Here is a 21,545-nt window from a genome sequence, read left to right as displayed (position 1 = left end):
TTCAATGACATAGACCTGCAAAGGTACAGGTGAACGTGTCATACTTGTTGAGTCAGACATAGGTATAGTTCTAGATACTTGTCAGTGACAAATAAAATTCTATACTGAGTAACAAGTACCAGGGGCGTTTAAGGACGACTCGGGTATAAACGTCAATTTGAATTTATTTAAACTTAGCGTGTTATACACGTCCCGGAGATAGACCATGATGAAAATGAATAAAACAAACCAAAAAGGTTTCACCCTAATCGAACTAATGATTGTTGTTGCGATCATCGGCATTCTTGCAGCGATTGCGTTGCCTGCTTATCAGAACTACACGCAAAAAGCGAAGTTTACTGAAGTGACTAATGCTACTGCCGCAGCGAAAACAGCTGTAGAGATTTGTGCACAGACCCTTGGAACACTAACAGGATGCTCTGGTGGAGCCAATGGTATTCCTGCAAACATAGCTGCTGGTGACACTGGTGTTACTAACAACACTGTACTGATTACAACAACTGACGGCGACATTACGGCAACAGCCTCAGTAGCTTCTGGATTAGACGGAGCGACTTATCTGCTTGATTCAACTCTCGAAGGTAACAGGGTTGTTTGGACCGCAACATGTACTCCTGCAACAATTTGTTAATGACAGGGATCATATTTTAGGCCCAGCATAACTGGGCCTTTTTAGTTTATATTGTTTAAGATGAAGAGAGTGGAATTATGTCCAGAGCTATCGCCACTTTTACTTGGCAAGGAAAGGACAGGAGCGGTAATAACCGTAAAGGAGAAATTTCTGCATCTTCTCTTTCTGAGGCAAAAAACCTATTAAGACGCCAAGGTGTCTCTGCCAACAAAGTCAAAAAACTTAGCAAGCCACTTTTCGGCTCTGGCGCTGCAAAAATAACTGCCGCGGATATTTCAGTCATCTCTCGTCAAATAGCGACCATGCTAAGCGCCGGTGTTACTCTTATTCAATCTCTTGAAATGATTGCCCAAGGTCACGCTAAAGTAAGCATGCGAAAGTTACTGGGCGAAATAACCGAGGAGGTTAAAGCGGGTAACCCTCTATCTTCAGCATTGAGAAAACACCCCAACTATTTCGATGATTTGTACTGCGACCTTGTGTATACCGGTGAGCAGTCTGGAGCCCTCGAGCTTATTTACGACCGAATAGCCACATACAAGGAAAAAGCCGAAGCCTTAAAATCTAAAATCAAAAAGGCGATGTTTTATCCTATAGCTGTGGTCGTAGTTGCGTTTATTGTAACTACTATTCTTCTTGTTTTCGTTGTTCCACAGTTTGAAGAGATATTCAGCAGTTTTGGCGCTGAACTACCGGCCTTCACGCAGTTTGTTCTAGGTATTTCTCGCTTCGTTCAAGATTACGGTATTTTTATCGCAATCGCTGTGGGTATCGCCGGCTTCTTATTTGGCCGTGCTTACAAGAAAAGCCCAAAGCTGCGAGATTCCTGCGATAAGTTCGTGTTGAAAATTCCTGTGATTGGGGAAATTCTCAGAAAAGCCAGTATTGCTCGCTTTACCCGTACCCTTGCAACAACATTCGCCGCTGGTGTACCTCTGATAGGCGCACTTGAATCTGCAGCCGGAGCCTCGGGTAATGCAGTATATCGTGATGCTATCTTATTTATGCGTAAAGAAGTAGCAGGCGGTATTCCCATGCATGTGGCTATGCGTGCGACTAACGTATTCCCCGATATGGTGACGCAGATGATTGCTATTGGCGAGGAGTCTGGTGCGGTTGATGAAATGCTAAGCAAGATTGCCACAATTTATGAAGCGGAAGTAGATGACATGGTTGATGGCTTAACCAGCTTACTCGAGCCAATGATTATGGCGGTACTTGGTGTTGTTATTGGTGGTCTAATTATTGCCATGTACCTACCTATATTTGATATGGGTAACGTGGTATAAATTGCGTTGGGAGAAAGCTTAGGCAAGATATTAATGGTTAGCATTTACGCTTAAGCTTACAAATTACCTGCCCGAAAAAACCTGATTAAACAAGCTCGCTAACCAGCGAGCTTTTTACATAACCATATATCTATATAATAATGCTGTTTATGGAAGCAACTTAATGGATGCAATGATCACCCTTAGCCAACTTCACCCAGAGTTCTTCTATCTACTCGTGTTTTTAGTCAGCTTAATGGTTGGCAGCTTTTTGAATGTGGTTATTTATCGCCTACCCATTATGATGGAGCGTAGCTGGCAAGAGGAATACGATAGTTATTTTGCCGACACTGGTGAAGGGACCAATTCTACACATGGTTCTAAGAGTGACTCCGAGAGCAGTTCAGCCCCTTTCAACCTCGTTAAACCAGACAGCACCTGCCCTAAATGTGGCCACACTATTCGCGCTTGGGAAAATATTCCGGTAATAAGCTATGTGCTGTTAAAAGGTAAATGTGCCAGTTGTAAAACAGGTATATCTCCTCGATATCCACTGGTAGAACTGTTTACAGCCATTGCATGTACCTTTACCGCTTTTCATTTTGGACCTACCCCTCAGGCGCTTTGGGCAGTTTTATTTACCTATATACTTATAGCGCTTATTTTTATCGACCTCGATAAAATGTTGCTACCCGACCAACTCACCCTGCCCCTGCTATGGCTTGGCTTACTGCTAAGTACTAATAGCATTTTTGTGAGCACCACCGACGCTATTGTAGGCGCTGCTGCTGGGTATCTTAGTTTATGGTCTGTGTATTGGCTGTTTAAGCTTGTTACTGGCAAAGAAGGAATGGGCTATGGCGATTTTAAATTACTTGCAGCGCTTGGTGCCTACACGGGCTGGCAAGGTTTGCCAGTAATAATATTATTATCATCTTTCGTTGGTGCGGTGGTAGGTATCGCCATAATGGTGGCGCAAAATAAAGGCAAGTCACTGGCTATCCCCTTTGGCCCGTATTTGGCAGTGGCAGGTTGGCTTACCCTTTTATACAAAGACACTATTATTTCTACCTATCTCGAGCTTGTATTATAAATGATCAATACTCCTTACGTTATTGGCCTAACAGGCGGTATTGGAAGCGGTAAGTCTGCTGCTACTGAGCGCTTTAAAACCCACAATATCGATGTTGTTGATGCAGATGAAGTGGCAAGAGACGTTGTAACTCCAGGGACCCTCGGGTTACACAGTATTGTGCAGCGCTTTGGGAAAAGCGTATTACTCGATGACGGCACTCTCGACAGAGCCCAACTGCGCAAGCATGTATTCGCAGGCCCCGAAGCCAAAGCATGGCTAAACAAGTTATTACATCCGCTTATTCGTGAGCGTATGCTAGAGCTAATTGCAGCCTCATCTAGCCCTTACTGCATATTATCAGTGCCCTTGCTGGTAGAAAATAAGCTTTATGAAATGTGTAGTAAGGTAGTTGTGGTGGATTGTGAAGAGGATATTCAGCTCAAGCGCGCTATGCAAAGAGATAGTAGTGACAAGCAAACCATTAAAAATATCATGGCGGCACAGGCAAGCAGAGAGGAACGCTTAAAGGCTGCAGACTACGTACTTGATAACAGCACTACGCTTACATCGTTGCACCAGCAAGTTGACGAGTTACATACTAAGCTGCTAATGCAGGTGTCTTAACGGAAAGCTCTTTATGGAGAGCTATTTTCGAAGGGCACTTAACGGAGAGTACTTAACAAAGGGCTCTCTACTTAAGTTGAAAGAATTGTGCCCTAGTTTTCTACAAGTAATTTGTTTGGAAATAATCTTGGTACAAGTAATCTGTCTATATGTCTTCCGTCTAAACGTACTCTGTCTGCGAGCACTCCGCCTGCAAGTTTTAATTAACTTGTTTTCGCTGGTTTTTGTTTGATTTTGAAACTTTTTTACTCAATTAGCATCAAAAGAAGAGTTTGATTGAGAAGTATACTTGGCTTAACCGCCTCTATGCTTTAGGCTTTAGACTTTCGCCTAACGTAAGTGTGTTTTAAGGATTTCCATGAGCGACGCTGTATTCGAATTTCCCCTTAAGGAAAAAGTGCGCAACTATCTGCGCGTAGAGCAGCTGCTTGGCCAACTTAAAATCACAGCGAAAGCAGAACAAAGTAGCTTACAACTGGTATTTTTCGAGCAGCTTTTTGAACTGCTTGACTTGATAGAACGCATCGATCTTCGTTCAGATTTAACTAAAGATTTAGAAGCCCACGAAAAAAATCTCGTGTATTGGTCTAAGCACCCCAAAATTGATACTACTGCTTTAGAACATGCACTCAAAACAGTGCTACGCCTTCGTCAAAAGATTAAAACCGACGGCCGGTTTGGCAATGCGTTAAAAGAAGATAAGCTTTTAAGCTCCATTAGGCAGCGTTTCGCCATACCCGGTGGGGCATGCAGCTTTGACCTACCTAATTTACATTTTTGGCTTCACCAGCCTCTAGAACGTCGTCTAAATGAAATAACACAATGGTTAGAAACCCTTGCTTTGCTAGACGATGCCATTACAGTAAGCCTATCGTTTATTCGCGAACGAGGTCAGTTCAAAACCACAGTTGCTGAAAGTGGTTTCTTCCAAGGTGCCGCCGAAGATAAAAATGAACTTATTCGCGTAAAATGTCGTGTAGATGAAGGCTACTACCCTACTCTGAGTGGTAATAAGTATCGCTACGCGCTGCGCTTTATGCTGTTTTCAACTGAAGACAGTAAAAGTGGTTCAGTGGAAGAAAACGTTCAATTCCTTCTGGCAGCCTGCTAACCTATAACACGCTTACATTTAATGTTACTTAACGTATTTTAGCACTGGTGAACTCTTTTTTAGGGCTCCTTATTTGTGCTGCTTTTGATTTATTTTATACGCTGCTTTTTCAATATGCTGACTCGAAGACGTAACTTAAAGACTTGATTTGATAGCTTGGATGGAAGCTTATTTTAAGAGCTCAGCTTGAGTACTTAGTTTATAGTCTTATTTTCATCCTTGATATAAATTCTTTTATTGGAGAGATAGATGGAAGTCAAATGCCCCATATGTACCAAACCCGTAGTTTGGTCACCCGAAAGTGAATATCGCCCTTTTTGTAGTAAAAAATGTCAGCTAATTGACTTAGGTGAGTGGGCTGGAGAAGACAGAAAAATAGCGGGCAAGCCTGCCGATGATGCAACGCCGCAATCTATCGATATAGAAGAGATTGAAGCAATGCTAGCCGAGCAGCCAGACGACTTTTTTAAACACTAATTTTTCTTTTAAAGGAACATCATGATTAATTCTATCGCATTAGTCGGTGGCACTCACGGTAACGAAATGAGCGGTATTCAGCTCGTTCAAAACTGGGAAGATAATGGCGTACCGTCTCAGTTTAGCAGCCTAGATATTACGCTCTACAAAGCTAACCCCGCCGCTATTGCTGCAAACGTGAGATTTTTAGAGGAAGATCTCAATCGCCAATTTACTAACCAAGCACTTTCGAGTAGTCGGCACACCAAGACGCCAAACTCTTTAGGCAGCATCTCGCAAGAACAAGAGCTTGCAGCAGCGATCAATGCTCAACTAGGTCCCAAAGGTGCTTCAACAACCGATTTAGTGATTGATATTCACAATACCACCAGCAATATGGGTGCAACCCTTATCATTCTTGATACCAGCGATGTATATATAAAAATGGCTCGCTACGTAAAACAACACATGCCCGAAGCCAATATTCTGGTAGAAGATGAGAAGCCCTATCATGAGCACGGCTATTTATGCACTACCGGAAAGCTGGGGGTAATGATAGAAGTAGGCGCACAGCCACAAGGCGTGCTGAGAGAAGATGTATTTTTGTCTACACAAAAAATGGCAGAAGTGCTGTTGAGTTTTTGTATCGCACTAAATAACAATGAGTGCGATAATTTGCCACCGTGTGAGGCATTTCGTTTAGGAGAAAATGTGTCATTTCCGCTCAACGAAGAAGGAAATCGCACGGCAATGATTCATCATTCTATTCAAGATAATGATTTTGTGCCGTTAATGCCCGGTAACCCTATGTTTAGAGGGTTTGATGGTAAAGATATCGTGTGGCATGGCGATGAGCCTACCTACCCTCACTTTATTAATGAGGCCGCCTATCACAAGTTAGACGTGGCGTTTGCCACATCTGAACGCATAGAAATCTAACTTTTCTCTGCTATTGATATCAAGCTTAAAACTGTCCACAGAAATAGCGTGGAAGTAGCATAGGAATACCGCACATAAAAAAACAGCTACATCGCGTAGCTGTTTCTTTATTTCTGCGTTAGCTGCTTTTTTAATTCAGCGTTAGCTGCTCTCACGAAAAACAATTGTATTGCCAATACCAGCAGGTTGAGCTACCAGCTAATTCAATTGCTTATTTATTCTCTTCCGTTAACGCTTGAATGATAGCCACATTAGCTTCCGGAAAGTCTTTCACGTTTAAGTCATTAACAGCCTGCCAGCGTGATGACTGGCCTTCCTTGCCATGAGGCTCGCCATTGAAGTTAGTCACGCGATGCACATCTAGCTTTACGTACTTATCACCATAGTCATGCTCGATAACTATGAGTGGCTCGCTAGACAAAACATCTATACCAATCTCTTCAGCAAGTTCCCGCTTGAGTGCTTCAGTCACGGTTTCACCGTTTTCTACTTTGCCCCCGGGAAACTCCCATTTACCGCCTTGGTGGACGTCTTTCGAGCGAAGAGTGGTAAAGATATCACTACCGCGGGCAACTACGCCCACGGCAACGTGTACTCGCTTCATTAGCTTAACTTACCGTGGCACTGCTTATACTTTTTACCAGAACCGCATGGGCAAGGGTCGTTACGACCAACCTTAGGCCCGTTTCTCACTGCGGTACGAGGCGTGTCGCTTGCTTCTTCTGGCTTTGCAGAGGCGTCTTGATGCTCAAAGTTTTTGGGCACATCGTCAGCCTGACGACGCTGCTCTTCAACTTTTTGTACATCTTCTTCGGCCTGCACTTTCACACGCGCAAGAATTGTTATTACTTCAACTTTCAGAGTTTCAAGCATTTGAGAGAACAGCGCAAAAGACTCTCGCTTATATTCCTGCTTAGGGTTCTTTTGAGCGTAACCGCGCAAATGAATTCCCTGACGCAAGTGGTCCATTGCCGCCAAATGCTCTTTCCAGTGACTGTCTAAATTTTGCAGCATTACCGCTTTTTCAAACTGACGTAGCACTTCTGGGCCAACAATTTTCTCTTTTTCTGTATAAGCGCTTACCACTTCCTCCAGAATACGCTCTCTAAGCTTTTCTTCGTAAAGCTTGTCGTCGTTTTCTAGCCATGTTTGAAGGGGTAGATCAGTGGCAAAATCTGCTTTAAGGCGCTCTTCCAGCCCTTTCACATCCCACATTTCTTCCAACGACTGTGGCGGGATATATTCATCCACTACGCTGCTAATAACATCTTCGCGAATTGCTGTAATCGTTTCGCTAATATCGCCCTCGTCCAGCAGTTCGTTGCGCTGCTCGTAAATAACTTTACGTTGGTCGTTGGCCACATCATCGTATTCAAGAAGCTGCTTACGAGTATCGAAGTTGCGACCTTCCACTTTGCGCTGTGCATTCTCGATAGCGCGAGTTACCCACGGGTGCTCGATAGCTTCGCCACGCTCCATACCTAAGCGCTTCATCATGTTGCCCATTTTTTCAGAGGCAAATATTCGCATAAGTGCGTCGTCTAGCGACAGATAAAAACGACTTGAGCCCGGGTCACCTTGACGACCAGAACGACCACGAAGCTGATTGTCAATACGACGTGATTCGTGACGCTCGGTACCAATGATATGTAAACCACCGGCGGCAAGCACTTCGTCGTGACGCTTTTTCCACTCTGCTTTTATCTTTTCAATTTGAGCTTCAGTTGGGTTCTCAATTTTTTCAATTTCGGCCTGCCAATTTCCGCCAAGCACGATATCTGTACCACGTCCCGCCATATTTGTAGCGATAGTAACGGCACCCGTTTTACCCGCCTGGGCAACTATATCAGCCTCATGCTCGTGGAACTTAGCATTCAATACTTTGTGCGGAATTTTTGCCTTTTTCAGAATTCGTGAAATAAGCTCCGAATTTTCGATAGATACCGTACCTACCAGAGTAGGCTGACCGCGCTTAACACAATCTTTTATATCTTCTACTATGGCTTCGTATTTCTCTTCGGCCGTTAGGTAAATGAGGTCGGCCATGTCTTTACGCTGCATAGGTTTATTCGTTGGAATAACCACAGTCTCAAGACCATAAATATGTTGAAATTCGAATGCTTCAGTATCTGCGGTACCCGTCATACCCGCGAGCTTGTTATAAATGCGGAAGTAATTTTGGAAGGTAATAGACGCAAGCGTTTGGTTTTCGTTTTGAATGCGAACACCTTCTTTTGCCTCTACAGCTTGGTGTAAGCCTTCTGACCAACGGCGGCCTTCCATTGTGCGACCCGTGTGCTCATCAACAATGACAATTTGGTCGTCTTTAACAATGTAGTCTACGTCTTTGGTAAAGAGCTTATGCGCACGTAGCGCAGCATTAATGTGGTGCAATAATGATATATTTCCTGCGGCGAATAGTGATTCACCCTCAGGCAACACACCCTCTTCCTGCAGAATTTCTTCAACATGAAGTTGTCCGCGCTCGGTCAGGTGAATTTGCTTGGCTTTAAGGTCGATTGTGAAATCGCCGTCACCTTCCTGGCCTTCTTCGTCTTCTTTTTCTTGCTGTACTAATTTCGGAATTATCGTATTGATACGACGATAAAGCTCAGAGCTATCTTCAGCTTGACCTGAGATAATAAGAGGCGTTCGTGCTTCATCAATCAAGATTGAGTCAACTTCATCCACGACTGCATAGTTAAGTGGGCGCTGCACTCTGTCTTGTGGGCTAAACGCCATGTTGTCGCGAAGATAATCAAACCCAAATTCGTTGTTCGTACCGTATGTCACATCAGCTTGGTAGGCTTTACGCTTTTCCTCAGATGACATGCCCGGCACGTTACAACCTACTTCCATACCCAAGAAATTGAAAAGTTGGTTACTCCACTGCGCATCACGCTTGGCAAGGTAGTCGTTCACGGTAATAACGTGAACACCTTTTCCAGAAAGTGCATTTAAGTAAGTAGGCAACGTAGCGGTAAGAGTTTTACCTTCACCAGTACGCATCTCTGAAATGTTACCTTGGTGAAGAACTTGCCCGCCTAGCATTTGAACGTCAAAGTGACGCATACCATAAACACGCTTACTGGCTTCTCTTACCGTAGCAAACGCTTCGTTGAGCAGCGCATCTAAGGTTTCACCCTTTTCAATGCGGGCTTTGAATTCTTCGGTTTTCGCTTTTAGCGCCTCATCAGAAAGCTTTTCATACTCTGCTTCCAGTGCATTGATGGCATCTACGTTTTTACGTAATTTTTTTAATAGTCGGTCGTTTCTACTTCCGAATACTTTTCTTAGGATGCTTGAAAACATTAGCTTTTTTATTCCACTACTTGTCGAGACGCTATACCAAAAGTACAGCAAAATTAAATAATTAAGGCGTATACCAATACCAGGCAATGCCTTGCGATTTTTATGTAACTAGCGCGCAAAAACGAACAGCGTTTTCATTGCTTGCTACCCTTGATGCAGGTGTAAAACCTACTAACCTGGCTGCTACCTTACTTTTTTCTTACAAAAGGCAGAGGATCGACTTGTTTTCCGTTTCTTATTACTTCGTAGTGAACGTGGGCCCCGGTCGAGCGACCGGTATTGCCCATTTTTGCGATAGGTTGCCCTTTGGTAACCACATCACCTATCGAAACAGATAAGGTATCGTTATGCCCATAACGGGTAACAAAACCATCTCCGTGATCAATTTCTACAAGTTGGCCATAGCCATAGCGTTCGCCAGCCCAGGTAACAATACCTGCCGCTGTAGATACTACGTCTATTCCCGCTTGCCCAGCAAAGTCCAGCCCTTTGTGCATAGCAGGCTCGCCAGTAAACGGGTCGGCACGCATACCGTAATAAGAAGACAACCACCCCGACGCAATCGGACGACCAGATAATCGACTCTGCTCTTGTATATGGTGACCCCGTACTAAATTTTCAAGCATAGCTAACTGTTGCGATTTCAAGTCGAGTGATTGCTCTAGCTTTGCTATCTCATGAAGAATGGGGTCGTCTTGGGTGTTGTCTGGTATCGATACCGGTACGAAAGCGTCCAGGTCAGTCGCTGACATACCTAATTCTGTTGCTATCTCCTTTCCCTGCTCATTGAGCAAGGTAGCTTTAGCCGAGAGCTCAGCCACGCGAGATAGTAAAACGTTTAATTTCGTTGTGGTTTCTTTCTTCAGTGATTCAATATCGTCTTTGGATTCGTCTAACTGAGTTTGCGCTAAACGAACACGAGCAATATCTTCAGGAACTGATTCTGTTGAACGACTAGACACAAGCATAAAAATAGAAGTAAGCACAGTTGCGCTCACAAGCGTACGAACACTGACACTGTGCCGATAGCGTGTATTTTTACCTGCTAGTGTAATTGTTAACTTCATACCACGTAACGGATTTGGGTTTCACACTCTTTTCATTGCTTTGCGCTTAGCGATATCGCCAACGCTTTTTTGTTAGTCGCTTCGTTATGAGCGTTGAGGTGAAAGTACTACAAAATAGTGGCTTACTTTATCATTTATTTGAACGATTGCCACGTGAAAAAAAACCGCCATAAAGGCGGCTTTTTGAAATTATGCTAATACGGGCTGTGCGTAGCGAATTGGCGCAGACTCTTGAGAGTCGTAAGTCACATATTCCCAACAATCTTGCTGCGCAAGTAACGCGTTAAGAAGTTTGTTGTTTAGGCCATGCCCTGTTTTGTAAGCTCTAAGCTCACCAATTAGGCTGTTTCCACCTAAGTACAGATCACCGATTGCATCAAGGATCTTGTGCTTTAGGAATTCGTCATCGTAACGCAAACCTTCGGGATTAAGAACGCGAAATTCATCTAGCGCCACTGCGTTTTCCATGCTGCCACCTAGTGCAAGGTTATTAGCATTCATGTATTCTAAATCTCGCATAAAACCGAACGTACGCGCACGGCTCACTTCATTAACGTATGAACACGAATCGAAATCCATCACCATATGCTGGCGGGTTTCACTGATAACAGGATGATCGAAATCGATTTTAAAATCGACGCGAAAACCGTCGTAGGGCACAAGTTCGGCCCACTTATCTTCGTCTTCAACACGCACAGGCTTTTTAATACGAATAAACTGCTTTGGTGCGTTAAGTTCTTCAATACCAGCGGTTTGAAGAAGAAATACAAACGGACTTGCACTTCCATCCATGATAGGCAATTCGTTGCTGTCTACTTCAACAATAATATTGTCAATACCCAAGCCAGCAAGAGCAGAAGCAAGATGTTCAACGGTCTGAATAGTTACACCGTCTTCGTTATTTAAACACGTGCACAGCATAGTGTTCCCTACCGCATTAGCGCGAGAAGGAATATCAACATGTGGGTTAAGGTCAACACGCCTAAACACGATCCCCGTGTTCGCAGGCGCAGGCCGGAGAGTCATCGTGACCTTTTCCCCTTTATGCAGACCAATACCAGTTTCTTGAACCGATTGCTTGATTGTACGTTGTCTAATCATTTGCTTATGCTTTTACCTTTTAAAAAAGCGGGCGCGAATTATAGTGAGTTATTACTCACATGTCAAAAAACACACAAATACAGGGTTTCCCCGCAGCGTTTGTCTCTATCTATGTTAGCGCCTATGCAGGTCCTAATTTGACCTACGCATACACAGTGTTTAACTAATTGCTATGCGTAAGACCCTAACAGAACAAAAAATTCCCTGCAACTTCGCGCAATTATTCGCAGTTGTTCGCAGCCTTTCACAGTGTCTCGAAGCCCTTTACAGTTTTTCAAGAAAACAAGGCAGTACGTTAATCTGCCTGTTTACGTAGAAACGCAGGAATATCCAAATATTCCAAATCATTGTCAGGCTGAGCGCTGTCTTCTGCTTTTAATGCTTGGTTACCTTCGGTACCACCAACAGAAGAACGCGACTCACCAGCGTTGTTGCTACTTCCGTATTCTTTAGCCGGCTGAGTTAAACGTGAACCCTCAGTACTTACTAAAGAAATATCAGCCTTTCGCTCTGCGCCAATGCCCGTTGCAACAACGGTAACACGAAGCTCGTCAGTCATTTCCATATCAATAACAGTACCAACAACCACTGTCGCGTTTTCAGAAGCGAACGCTTTTACTGCGTTACCTACTGTTTCAAACTCGTCGATAGCGAAATCTGGGCCAGCCGTAATGTTAACAAGAATACCTCGTGCACCCGACAAATCGATATCTTCCAACAGTGGACTGGCGATAGCTGATTCTGCAGCTTCTTCAGCGCGGTCTGGACCACTTGCCGCGCCACTGCCCATCATGGCTTTACCCATTTCAGACATAACCGTTCTTACGTCGGCGAAATCCACATTGATCAAACCAGGGCGTGTAATCAGTTCAGCGATACCTTGAACCGCACCGCGTAACACGTCGTTTGCCGCACTAAATGCTTGAAGTAATGGCGTACCTGGCCCCATCACTTTGAGCAGTTTTTCGTTAGGAATAGTAATAAGCGAGTCTACGTTATTAGCTAATTCAACAATGCCCTGCTCTGCAAAAGAGGTACGTTTCTTCCCTTCAAAAGGAAACGGTTTTGTTACCACTGCAACAGTCAGAATACCCATTTCACGAGCAATTTTTGCCACCTCGGGCGCAGCACCTGTCCCGGTACCACCACCCATTCCGGCAGTGATAAACACCATGTCGGCGCCGTCTAACGCTTGACGAATAGTTTCTCTGTCTTCTTGCGCAGCATCTCTACCAATATTGGGATCGGCGCCTGCGCCCAACCCTTTAGTCACACTTGAGCCAATTTGCAGAGTAATGTCTGCATTTGAACTACGAAGTACCTGTGCATCGGTGTTTACCGCGATAAACTCTACGCCTTCAATGCTTTGAGACACCATGTGCTCAACAGCATTACCGCCGCCACCGCCTACGCCGATGACTTTGATTACGGCTTCTTCGCCGTGACTATCCATTAATTCGAACATACTTACTCTCCGGTTGTACGTCTTTAAAACACTACACTAGGTCATCTACAAAGGCTTATTGCATCCTGCTAGCCTAAATGCCATAGCAATAGCGCCCCCTAAAAATTAAAATTCACCTTTAAACCAGCTTTGCACTCTGTGAAACAAGCTTTCACTCGATTTCTGCGTACTGGAATTCTTATTTTCATTTTGTGCTTTACCGTATTGCAGTAAACCCACTACCGTTGCAAAGCCGGCATCGTCAACGTATTCAGCTAAGCCTTTTACGTCAATGGGTTTGCCCACACGCACGGGCATCTGAAAAAGCTCTTCAGCAAACTCTACTGCACCTTCCATTTTGGCGGTGCCTCCTGTTAACACAAGACCAGCAGCAACTTGCTCTTCCAGACCACTGGCACGAATTTCATCGTGTACCAGTTCAAAAAGTTCTTGATAGCGAGGTTCAATAACCTCAGCTAATGTATGACGAGACATTACCCTAGCAGGACGACCGCCTACACTAGGTACCTCAATACTGTCTTCCATACTCACCATATCTTTTAATGCACAGGCATAATTAATTTTAATTTCCTCTGCATTGCTAATTGGCGTTCTAAAAATTTTCGCTATATCACTGGTAATTTGATTGCCAGCTACTGGTATTACAGCAGTGTGACGAATTGCGCCATCTGTGTAAATAACCATATCCATGGTGCCGCCACCAATATCGACAACACATACGCCTAATTCACGCTCATCGTCGGTTAGCACAGCGTAACTTGAGGCCAATGCGGAAAAAATAAGCTGATCGGCATTCAGCTCGCAGCGCTCAACGCATTTCACCATATTTTTAGCCATATCATCTGCACAGGTAATAATGTGTGCATCGGCTTCCATGCGAACCCCTGACATACCAATCGGATTTTTAATTCCCTCTTGTACATCAATGGTAAATTCTTGTGGTAGCACATGTAACAAGCGTCTTTCCGCAGCAATAGGTACACTACGCGCCGCATGTATCACATTATCTACGTCTTCTTGTGTAACTTCTTGGTTATTGATCGGCACCATACCGTTTTCGTTCTGGCATTTAACATGGCGCCCAGAAATTGACATAAACACAGAAGAAACGCGGCAATCTGCCATCAGTTCCATCTCATTTACTGCGCGCTGTACCGACTTCACTACCAAATTCAAATCGTTGACGCCGCCTTTATCCATGCCTTTTGATGCATGGGTACCCACGCCAACAATACTGATTTGATCATCATCTAGCACTTCGCCCACCACGGCCTTCACTTGGCTGGTGCCGATATCTAGTCCTACAATCAAATTGCGTTCAGCAGGTTTTGACATGGTTTCCTTAACTCTCTTTGTTTGTGGCATTGTCGTCGTTCCAACCAACGGCAACGCCCGTGTCATAGCGAAGGTCGACATAACGTACGGCCTTCTCTTGTTGCGCCAATAACGGATAAACATCAATAAACCGCTGTAGTCTATCGATAAAGTCCTGACGCCCTAAATTCAATCTAATACCGTTCTCTAACTGTACCTGCCAAGCAAATCTCTCGCTTAACGACAGTTCATCAATAGCCATATTGGTAGTAGCCATCAACGCGTGCATGCTATTAAAGCCTTCTAACGCGGTTTTCTCACTACCACCAGGACCGTAAAGTCTCGGCAATTCCATTTCTACCCCTTCGTCATTGAAGGTATCACCATATGGATTGAGCAATAAATCTTCGTTCCATTTTGCAACAGCTTGCTGCTCTACCAAATAAATCTTTAGTGTATTTGGCCACTTTTTTCGCACCGAAGCGCGGTATACCCAAGGCTGCGACTCAACCAATTCGAACACATCATTAACGTCTAACGCAAAGAAGCTTCCAGGCTGTGCTTTTCTTATCAGCCTCTCTAGCTTGGTAATATCGATATGCTGGTACTCACCAGAGAAATCGATTACCTGCACCGGCATTTGCTGTTCGTCATGCAAATACTGGTTTGCCTTAATTGCACCTACAACGAGCCCAGCAATAACAAACAACAAAAACGCAATGCCAGTCCACATTGTGCGCTTATTTCGTTTTTCTGCCCTACTGCTAGCAGTTTTACTAGCGCTAGCAGTTTCACCAGAAACGCTAGGGGTATTTCGAGCTGCTGTTGCCATAGTTACAAAGTGTCTTTTGTATAAACGAAACACTTTTTCATATTTCGCTTATGCACCGCTATTTTACCCATCTACCTTTTCTGTCCCGGTGTTAAAGCTTGTTGATAGAATGCTGAGTACTAGTTCATCAAAACTTACACCGGCAACTTTGGCAGCTTTAGGCACCAAACTTTTTTCAGTCATACCCGGCACCGTATTCGCCTCAAGTAAATAAAACTGGCGCTGGTTATCCTGCATCACATCTACTCGTCCCCAACCGCTGCCTGAAATAGCGTTAAACGCACGAGACGCCAATGAAGCCAGTTGCTCTTCTTGCGCCTCTGACAAGCCGCTTGGGCAGAAGTATTCGGTAGTATTATCCTGATATTTCGCAGCATAGTCGTAGAAAGTGTGAGGCGTAGACATACGAATTGACGGTAAGGCTTGGCCCTGAACCACTGAAACAGTGAACTCTGGTCCGTCTATATACTGTTCTAGCAATACCTGGTCATCGTACTGAAAGGCGTCTTGCACAGCTGTTTCTAATTGTTTAGCGCTTGTCACTTTTGCCATGCCAATACTCGAGCCTTCCTGGGCCGGTTTTACCATGACCTCATTTCCCAATTTTTCCATTATAGCGCTGCACTTACCAGCTTCAAAGCGCCTTTTGTCAGCTATTTCATATTTTGCAGTTGGCAGTCCTAAACTTTGCCACACTTGCTTAGTATGAATCTTATCCATTGCCAAAGCAGAGCCTAAAACACGACTTCCGGTGTAGGGAATTTTCAGCAGTTGAAGCGCTCCCTGCATAGTACCATCTTCACCGCCTCTACCGTGTAACATAATGAGTGCGCGATCGACGTTTAAGTCTATTAAATCAGTAAGTGGACGCTCTGCAGGATCAAATGCAAATGCGTCTACTCCCTGGCGCAATAATGCATTGAGCACGGTTTTACCAGAATTAAGCGATACAGCACGCTCTGCAGAGTCACCACCAAGCAACACAGCAACTTTTCCATATTCTGCGGGAGTATGTGTGGTTAACAAGGGCTTAAACATGGTTAACTCCTTGTTGTGCAAGCTTTGCGGGTTCTAGCTCGCAGGTCGCAAGCGACTTGGCTATTTGACCAATATTACCTGCACCTTGAGTCATCACAATATCGCCATCTTGTAAAATGTTCGACAATATTCCAGGCAATGCGTCTTTATCTCCCACATAAACCGGTTCAATTTGCCCTCGCAAGCGAATTGAACGACATAGCGACTTGCTGTCAGCTCCTTCAATGGGCTGCTCACTCGCAGCATAAACGTCAAGCAGTAAGAGCGCATCCACACTCGATAACACTTCAACAAAGTCCTCGTAAAGGTCTCGAGTTCGCGTGTATCGATGTGGCTGATACACCATCACTAAGCGGTTGTCTGGCCAGTTAGCTCTTGCAGCAGCAATGGTCGCTTTTACTTCTGTAGGGTGATGGCCGTAATCATCTACCAAGCACACTTCACCTTTGCTGGTGTTGAACGTTCCTAGTTGCTCAAAACGACGCCCAATACCACCAAAATTAGCCAAGGCACTCACAATAGACTCGTCATCAATGCCCTCATCAGACGCTACTGCAATGGCAGCTAGCGCATTGAGTACATTGTGATTCCCAGTAAGATTAAGCGTAATGTCTAACGGCTTGCTGTCAGGGCGGTGCACTGTAAAGTTTGCCTTTCCAAAAGACAGCTTAATGTTTTCTGCGCGATAATCGTTATGGTCTTCAAAACCATAGGTGAGAATGCTTCGACCAATACGAGGGCGAATTTCTTGGATGTTGGCATCATCACCGCACATAATTGCTTGTCCGTAGAACGGCAGATTAGATAAAAAGTCTACGAAGGTGTCTTTCACTTTTGAGAAATCGCCGCCGTAAGTGCCCATGTGGTCAGCTTCAATATTGGTGACTACAGACACCATAGGCTGAAGGTGCAAAAATGACGCATCACTTTCATCGGCCTCAGCAATTAAATAACGGCTTTTACCCAAACGAGCATTGGTGCCCGCGCTGTTTAGCAATCCACCGATAACAAACGTTGGGTCGTATTCTGCCTCAGCAAAAATCGTCGAAATTAAACTGGTTGTAGTGGTTTTCCCGTGGGTACCGGCAATGGCAATACCGTGACGAAAACGCATCAACTCCGCCAGCATTTCAGCACGACGAATAATGGGAATGCGAGACTCTCGCGCTACTATTATTTCAGGATTCTGTTCGTTGATAGCACTCGAAACGACTATCACGTCCATACCTTGTACATTATCAGCTTTATGCCCAATTTTAACGTCAACGCCTAATTCACTAAGACGCTTCGTCATAGGCCCTTCTTGGATATCCGAGCCAGAAATTTTGTACCCTTCGTTCAGTAAAACTTCTGCGATCCCACCCATACCGGCACCGCCGATACCAATGAAGAAAATATTTTTTACCCGACGCATTTGCGGGCTTTCAAATGGGGTTTTGAAAACCATTAGTCCCCTTCTCCTACCACTAACTTAATGTGGCTTACAACATTCTGTGTAGCATTGGGGCTTGCACATTCACGAGCAAGCTCTCCCATTTTCAAACAGTCGCTTGGATGTTGAATCCAATTACGCACTGATTGCCCTAAATTCTCTTTTAATACTGATTGCGCAATCATTATTGCTGCATTGTGCTTCACTAGCGACTGCGCATTTTTTGTTTGATGGTCGTCTACCGCATGAGGCAAAGGCACAAAAATAGCGGCTCTTCCCGCGGCAGCCACCTCACTCACTGTTAGCGCACCGGCGCGACAAACGATAAAATCTGCCCATTCGTAAGCAGCTGCCATGTCATCAATAAAATCGCTAACAACCACATCGGCACTCTTAGAAACACTGCGTGCAGAATCAATGTGTACAGAACCTGTGTTTGCGTAAGTCTGCTCTACGGTTTTCGCATTTCCTTTTCCGCATTGGTGGCGAATTGAAAGCCCCTTTAACGCACTACACACTTGCGGTACGACGTCGTTAAGTACCTGAGCACCAAGGCTTCCTCCGACAACAAGCATATTCAGCGTTTTATCTGCAGACTGCTCGCCGCTGTTTTCCTGCGACTTCTGCTGTACTTCCCAAATGTCGTCCCTTACGGGGTTACCAACAACATGAACTTTGTTTTTTACTTTTACAAATTGCGCTTTAGCATCTTCGAAGCCCAGCAACACTTTGTGTGCAATCTTGCTCAAAAGTTTGTTTGTCATGCCGGCTGCAGCGTTTTGTTCGTGGATGATCACAGGAATACCCAATGACTTGGCCGCAACACCGCCCGGCCCACTTGCATAACCACCAAACCCAACGACAACATCGGGGTTTATGCGCCTTATAATTCGACGGGCTGACAGGAGGCTTTTTACAAGCGCAAACGCTCCTTTTATACGCGCACCTAATCCCTTACCACGTAAGCCCTTAACAGGAATAAAGTGAATAGGAAAATCGTATTTAGGCACTACTTGGGCTTCCATACGCTCAGGCGTTCCAAGCCATTGAATATCCCATCCCTCATCTCTAAGTGCATTGGCTACTGCCAGCCCTGGAAACACATGCCCGCCGGTTCCGCCAGCCATAATAAGACAGCGCTTAGTCATTATCGGCCTCCTCGGCAACGCGAGCTAAAATTGCTTTTATGCCTGCTTTACCCTCATCTTCGGGCTTGGCGTTTTCTACCTTGGCTTTGTCTACCTTGGCGATATCTACCTTGGTGTCTTTTTGTTTCGATTTGGTACCACCTGCCACCGTGGCTTGTTCTGACTCCTTTGCCGGTTTTACGGCAGCCTTAGACTTTCTTTTCTCACCCCGATCTAACGCCTGAACACCATCAACACGTAATTCAAAATCTATGCGCAATAAAATAGCCACTGCAGCTGCCATAATAATAAGAGAAGATCCACCATAACTAACTAGAGGTAATGTCAGCCCTTTGGTTGGAAGCACGCCAGCGCTAGCGCCGATATTTACGGCTGTTTGAAAGCTAAACCAGATGCCAATGCTGTAAGCCAAGAAACCATCGAACGCGCGTCCTCTTTCAAGTGCGTGATTGCCAATATGAAGGGCTTTTATCACCATCCAGAGAATAAGCCCTAAAACAGCAAGCACACCAACAAATCCTAATTCTTCGGCTAATATGGCCATAACAAAGTCGGTGTGAGCCTCGGGCAGGAACTCTAACTTTTGCAAACTGTTGCCTAAGCCCTGCCCAAACCAATTTCCGCGGCCATATGCCATTAACGACTGAGTTAGCTGATAGCCGGCACCAAACGGGTCGGCCCAAGGGTCTAGGAACGAGGTAACCCGCTTTAAGCGGTACTCCTCAAATACGATAAGGGCAACTACAGCCATTAACCCCACAAAGACAAGCGCAAAAAACTGCCAGAGTCTTGCGCCGGCTAAGAATAGCAGACCAATAGTGGTAGCAAACATCACAACCACAGTCCCCAAATCTGGCTGCAGCAGTAGCAACAGCGCTAGCACAAAGAAAACGCCTAACGGCTTTATAAAGCCTTTTAAATTTTCGGTAACCTCTTCATAACGACGAACTAAATACCCAGCTAAATACGCAAAGAAAAAGAGCTTGGCAGGTTCAGCGGCCTGAATAGTGATAGGCCCAATCGCAAGCCATCGTGTACTGCCGTTAACTGTGCGCCCAACTAGAAGCACCGCAACTAACAACCCAATGGCGGCGAAAAGCAAATACGGATTAGTCACCCGCCAAAACTGCATGGGCAGTTGCAGCACAACAATTGCTGCGAGTATAGCGCCCACTATGTAAATGCCGTGGCGAATAGCAAAGTAAAAAGGATTGCCGTGCAGTCTGTCTGCTACGGGCATGGATGCAGAGGTTACAATCACCACTCCAATGCTTAACAGTGCAAGGGCTATAAGCACAAGGGTGGCATCGTATGGATGCTTAGGTTGCTTCGGGCTGTCGTGACGAGCCGCAAAAAGCTGACTGAGTTTTGTAGAGGCTAACATCATGCTGCTATTACCTCTTCAACTGCGTTTTTAAACACCTGCCCGCGATGCATGTAGTTATCAAACATATCTATGCTGGCACAGGCTGGAGAAAGCAGAACAACGTCGCCATGACTGGCCGCGCTGTAAGCTCTTTTCACAGCCTCGCTCAAATCATTGCTCAACACTGTATTTTCAAACGCCTTTGCAAAAAGTTCTGCATCTTTGCCGATGGCAAAAACTTGAGCCACATGCTGCAAAAGGTACGGCGATAGGGCGTTAATATCGGCACCTTTTGCGTCGCCCCCCGCAATCAGCAAAAGTTTTCCGGTAGTAACTGGCGCAAGACCTTCAAGGGCAGCTATGGTTGCCCCAACGTTGGTCGCTTTCGAGTCATCTATAAAACGCACGCCGTTATTGGCCACTTCGACACAGCGATGAGGCGCACTGGTAAAGTTTTTAATGTGGGGCACCGCCGCCTCGGGTGAAACACCAAGTGCATGACATAAGCCCAAGGAAGCCATGACATTTAGCACATTGTGTGTACCCGCAAGCTGTATTTCACTAACGTCTATTAATGCATTACCGTTGAACGTCAGCTGGGCTTTGTCGTCAATTTGGGCAATACCAAATCCATATTCAGATTCGCCTAATCCATAATGCATAAGCTGCAAAGAGGCTGAGCGAGGCTGAATGTTATCGCCATCGCGCCAAACAATAGCAAGAGAAGCGTTATCAAAAATACGGTGCTTTACACTTGCGTAGCGTTCGAATGAGCCGTGGCGGTCGAGATGATCGTCAGACAAATTCAAAATAGTAGCCGCGTTCAGCGCTAAATTAGATGTTGTTTCAAGCTGAAAACTGGACAGCTCCAACACCACAACGTCTGCATCTGTGTCTAACGTATCTAATGCAGGAAGCCCTACGTTTCCAGCAGCTAGGGCCTTTAAGCCAGTACTATTTAGCAAATGCGTTGCCAGCAGAGTTACAGTCGTCTTGCCGTTTGAGCCCGTAATCCCCACTACAGGCTTAGTATTTAGCCGTGCAAATAGCTCGATATCACCAATCACTTCTACGCCGCAGGACTTTGCTAACGCAACTTGTTCAATTTCAGGTGAAAGCCCTGGGCTTAGCACAAGGGTGTCTACGTCATCATAGAAAGCGCTTGTAAGCGGTGACGTTTCAACTTTACCCTGCATACTCGCTATCATGTCTTTGGTTAAGTTTTCATCAGATAGCGCCGCTGAACTGCGGGTATCAAAGGCTTTAACCTTAGCGCCATGGCTGAGTAAGTAGCGCACGCAAGCCTGACCTGTCATTCCAAGGCCTCCAACTGCATAGCTGTGTTCGCGTACGTTATATGTCATTA

Annotated in this window: 19 protein-coding genes; 7 read left to right on the top strand and 12 right to left on the bottom strand. The window is 45.1% G+C overall.

Annotated elements, in window-relative coordinates:
- Positions 1-205 precede the first annotated feature (205 nt).
- The 7 genes from GTW09_RS13290 (at position 206) to GTW09_RS13260 (ending at position 6,104) form a co-directional block, all read left to right on the top strand.
- Positions 206-631 carry a pilin gene (locus tag GTW09_RS13290; protein WP_275407125.1) on the top strand — a complete coding sequence of 142 codons (426 nt, stop codon included), beginning with the start codon at positions 206-208 and terminating at the stop codon, positions 629-631.
- 77 nt (positions 632-708) lie between these two features.
- A complete protein-coding gene (locus GTW09_RS13285; protein ID WP_163112268.1) occupies positions 709-1,920 on the top strand; it encodes a type II secretion system F family protein in 1,212 nt (403 codons plus the stop codon).
- A 163-nt stretch (positions 1,921-2,083) separates the two neighbouring features.
- A complete protein-coding gene (locus GTW09_RS13280) occupies positions 2,084-2,992 on the top strand; it encodes a prepilin peptidase (protein WP_163112267.1) in 909 nt (302 codons plus the stop codon).
- Positions 2,993-3,598: a dephospho-CoA kinase gene (gene coaE, locus GTW09_RS13275; RefSeq protein WP_203565760.1), complete on the top strand. Its 606-nt coding sequence runs from the start codon at positions 2,993-2,995 to the stop codon at positions 3,596-3,598.
- 358 nt (positions 3,599-3,956) lie between these two features.
- Positions 3,957-4,709: a cell division protein ZapD gene (zapD, locus tag GTW09_RS13270; protein ID WP_071980369.1), complete on the top strand. Its 753-nt coding sequence runs from the start codon at positions 3,957-3,959 to the stop codon at positions 4,707-4,709.
- Positions 4,710-4,958: 249 nt separating this feature from the next.
- Entirely contained in the window at positions 4,959-5,186 is a 228-nt protein-coding gene (yacG, locus tag GTW09_RS13265) for a DNA gyrase inhibitor YacG (RefSeq protein ID WP_071980370.1), read from the top strand.
- Between the two features lie 21 nt (positions 5,187-5,207).
- Positions 5,208-6,104: an aspartoacylase gene (locus tag GTW09_RS13260; RefSeq protein ID WP_163112266.1), complete on the top strand. Its 897-nt coding sequence runs from the start codon at positions 5,208-5,210 to the stop codon at positions 6,102-6,104.
- A gap of 211 nt (positions 6,105-6,315) precedes the next feature.
- Here the strand turns inward: GTW09_RS13260 and mutT are convergent, their stop codons facing one another.
- The 12 genes from mutT to murD form a co-directional block, all read right to left on the bottom strand.
- Positions 6,316-6,708, bottom strand: coding sequence for an 8-oxo-dGTP diphosphatase MutT (gene mutT / locus GTW09_RS13255; RefSeq protein WP_071980372.1), 393 nt, complete (start codon positions 6,706-6,708; stop codon positions 6,316-6,318).
- A complete protein-coding gene (gene secA, locus GTW09_RS13250; RefSeq protein WP_163112265.1) occupies positions 6,708-9,416 on the bottom strand; it encodes a preprotein translocase subunit SecA in 2,709 nt (902 codons plus the stop codon). Before secA ends, mutT begins: the two co-directional genes overlap by 1 nt.
- Positions 9,417-9,604: 188 nt before the next feature.
- On the bottom strand, positions 9,605-10,483 hold the full coding sequence (locus tag GTW09_RS13245) for a M23 family metallopeptidase (RefSeq protein ID WP_163112264.1): 879 nt from the start codon (positions 10,481-10,483) through the stop codon (positions 9,605-9,607).
- Positions 10,484-10,672: 189 nt separating this feature from the next.
- Positions 10,673-11,584, bottom strand: coding sequence for a UDP-3-O-acyl-N-acetylglucosamine deacetylase (gene lpxC, locus GTW09_RS13240; protein ID WP_071980375.1), 912 nt, complete (start codon positions 11,582-11,584; stop codon positions 10,673-10,675).
- A gap of 295 nt (positions 11,585-11,879) precedes the next feature.
- Positions 11,880-13,049, bottom strand: coding sequence for a cell division protein FtsZ (ftsZ, locus tag GTW09_RS13235; RefSeq protein ID WP_071980376.1), 1,170 nt, complete (start codon positions 13,047-13,049; stop codon positions 11,880-11,882).
- 105 nt (positions 13,050-13,154) lie between these two features.
- Positions 13,155-14,384: a cell division protein FtsA gene (gene ftsA, locus GTW09_RS13230; protein ID WP_163112263.1), complete on the bottom strand. Its 1,230-nt coding sequence runs from the start codon at positions 14,382-14,384 to the stop codon at positions 13,155-13,157.
- A gap of 7 nt (positions 14,385-14,391) precedes the next feature.
- Positions 14,392-15,096 carry a cell division protein FtsQ/DivIB gene (locus GTW09_RS13225; RefSeq protein ID WP_239059394.1) on the bottom strand — a complete coding sequence of 235 codons (705 nt, stop codon included), beginning with the start codon at positions 15,094-15,096 and terminating at the stop codon, positions 14,392-14,394.
- Between the two features lie 162 nt (positions 15,097-15,258).
- Positions 15,259-16,233, bottom strand: a complete 975-nt coding sequence (locus GTW09_RS13220; RefSeq protein ID WP_071980378.1) for a D-alanine--D-alanine ligase — start codon at positions 16,231-16,233, stop codon at positions 15,259-15,261.
- Positions 16,226-17,680, bottom strand: coding sequence for a UDP-N-acetylmuramate--L-alanine ligase (gene murC / locus GTW09_RS13215; RefSeq protein WP_163112261.1), 1,455 nt, complete (start codon positions 17,678-17,680; stop codon positions 16,226-16,228). Before murC ends, GTW09_RS13220 begins: the two co-directional genes overlap by 8 nt.
- A complete protein-coding gene (gene murG, locus GTW09_RS13210; protein WP_163112260.1) occupies positions 17,680-18,813 on the bottom strand; it encodes an undecaprenyldiphospho-muramoylpentapeptide beta-N-acetylglucosaminyltransferase in 1,134 nt (377 codons plus the stop codon). Before murG ends, murC begins: the two co-directional genes overlap by 1 nt.
- The gene (gene ftsW / locus GTW09_RS13205) at positions 18,806-20,200 is read right to left on the bottom strand and encodes a cell division protein FtsW (RefSeq protein ID WP_163112259.1); all 1,395 of its coding nucleotides are present in this window, start codon (positions 20,198-20,200) and stop codon (positions 18,806-18,808) included. The genes murG and ftsW overlap by 8 nt, the downstream gene beginning before the upstream one ends.
- Positions 20,197-21,543, bottom strand: coding sequence for a UDP-N-acetylmuramoyl-L-alanine--D-glutamate ligase (gene murD, locus GTW09_RS13200; protein ID WP_163112258.1), 1,347 nt, complete (start codon positions 21,541-21,543; stop codon positions 20,197-20,199). The genes ftsW and murD overlap by 4 nt, the downstream gene beginning before the upstream one ends.
- Positions 21,544-21,545 lie beyond the last annotated feature (2 nt).

The sequence above is a fragment of the Alteromonas hispanica genome (assembly GCF_010500915.1).
GTDB lineage: Bacteria > Pseudomonadota > Gammaproteobacteria > Enterobacterales > Alteromonadaceae > Alteromonas > Alteromonas hispanica.
This window is presented reverse-complemented; position numbering and strand designations above follow the sequence as displayed.

What these genes read in the sequence shown, in the direction of transcription:
- yacG (WP_071980370.1), top strand. Translation starts at nt 4,959, where the DNA reads ATGGAAGTCAAATGCCCCATATGTACCAAACCCGTAGTTTGGTCACCC.
- lpxC (WP_071980375.1), bottom strand. Translation starts at nt 11,584, where the DNA reads ATGATTAGACAACGTACAATCAAGCAATCGGTTCAAGAAACTGGTATT.
- ftsA (WP_163112263.1), bottom strand. Translation starts at nt 14,384, where the DNA reads ATGTCAAAACCTGCTGAACGCAATTTGATTGTAGGACTAGATATCGGC.
- GTW09_RS13260 (WP_163112266.1), top strand. Translation starts at nt 5,208, where the DNA reads ATGATTAATTCTATCGCATTAGTCGGTGGCACTCACGGTAACGAAATG.
- GTW09_RS13225 (WP_239059394.1), bottom strand. Translation starts at nt 15,096, where the DNA reads ATGTGGACTGGCATTGCGTTTTTGTTGTTTGTTATTGCTGGGCTCGTT.
- murC (WP_163112261.1), bottom strand. Translation starts at nt 17,680, where the DNA reads ATGGTTTTCAAAACCCCATTTGAAAGCCCGCAAATGCGTCGGGTAAAA.
- ftsZ (WP_071980376.1), bottom strand. Translation starts at nt 13,049, where the DNA reads ATGTTCGAATTAATGGATAGTCACGGCGAAGAAGCCGTAATCAAAGTC.
- GTW09_RS13290 (WP_275407125.1), top strand. Translation starts at nt 206, where the DNA reads ATGATGAAAATGAATAAAACAAACCAAAAAGGTTTCACCCTAATCGAA.
- GTW09_RS13245 (WP_163112264.1), bottom strand. Translation starts at nt 10,483, where the DNA reads ATGAAGTTAACAATTACACTAGCAGGTAAAAATACACGCTATCGGCAC.
- GTW09_RS13220 (WP_071980378.1), bottom strand. Translation starts at nt 16,233, where the DNA reads ATGTTTAAGCCCTTGTTAACCACACATACTCCCGCAGAATATGGAAAA.
- zapD (WP_071980369.1), top strand. Translation starts at nt 3,957, where the DNA reads ATGAGCGACGCTGTATTCGAATTTCCCCTTAAGGAAAAAGTGCGCAAC.
- coaE (WP_203565760.1), top strand. Translation starts at nt 2,993, where the DNA reads ATGATCAATACTCCTTACGTTATTGGCCTAACAGGCGGTATTGGAAGC.
- ftsW (WP_163112259.1), bottom strand. Translation starts at nt 20,200, where the DNA reads ATGATGTTAGCCTCTACAAAACTCAGTCAGCTTTTTGCGGCTCGTCAC.
- mutT (WP_071980372.1), bottom strand. Translation starts at nt 6,708, where the DNA reads ATGAAGCGAGTACACGTTGCCGTGGGCGTAGTTGCCCGCGGTAGTGAT.
- murG (WP_163112260.1), bottom strand. Translation starts at nt 18,813, where the DNA reads ATGACTAAGCGCTGTCTTATTATGGCTGGCGGAACCGGCGGGCATGTG.
- GTW09_RS13285 (WP_163112268.1), top strand. Translation starts at nt 709, where the DNA reads ATGTCCAGAGCTATCGCCACTTTTACTTGGCAAGGAAAGGACAGGAGC.
- murD (WP_163112258.1), bottom strand. Translation starts at nt 21,543, where the DNA reads ATGACATATAACGTACGCGAACACAGCTATGCAGTTGGAGGCCTTGGA.
- secA (WP_163112265.1), bottom strand. Translation starts at nt 9,416, where the DNA reads ATGTTTTCAAGCATCCTAAGAAAAGTATTCGGAAGTAGAAACGACCGA.
- GTW09_RS13280 (WP_163112267.1), top strand. Translation starts at nt 2,084, where the DNA reads ATGGATGCAATGATCACCCTTAGCCAACTTCACCCAGAGTTCTTCTAT.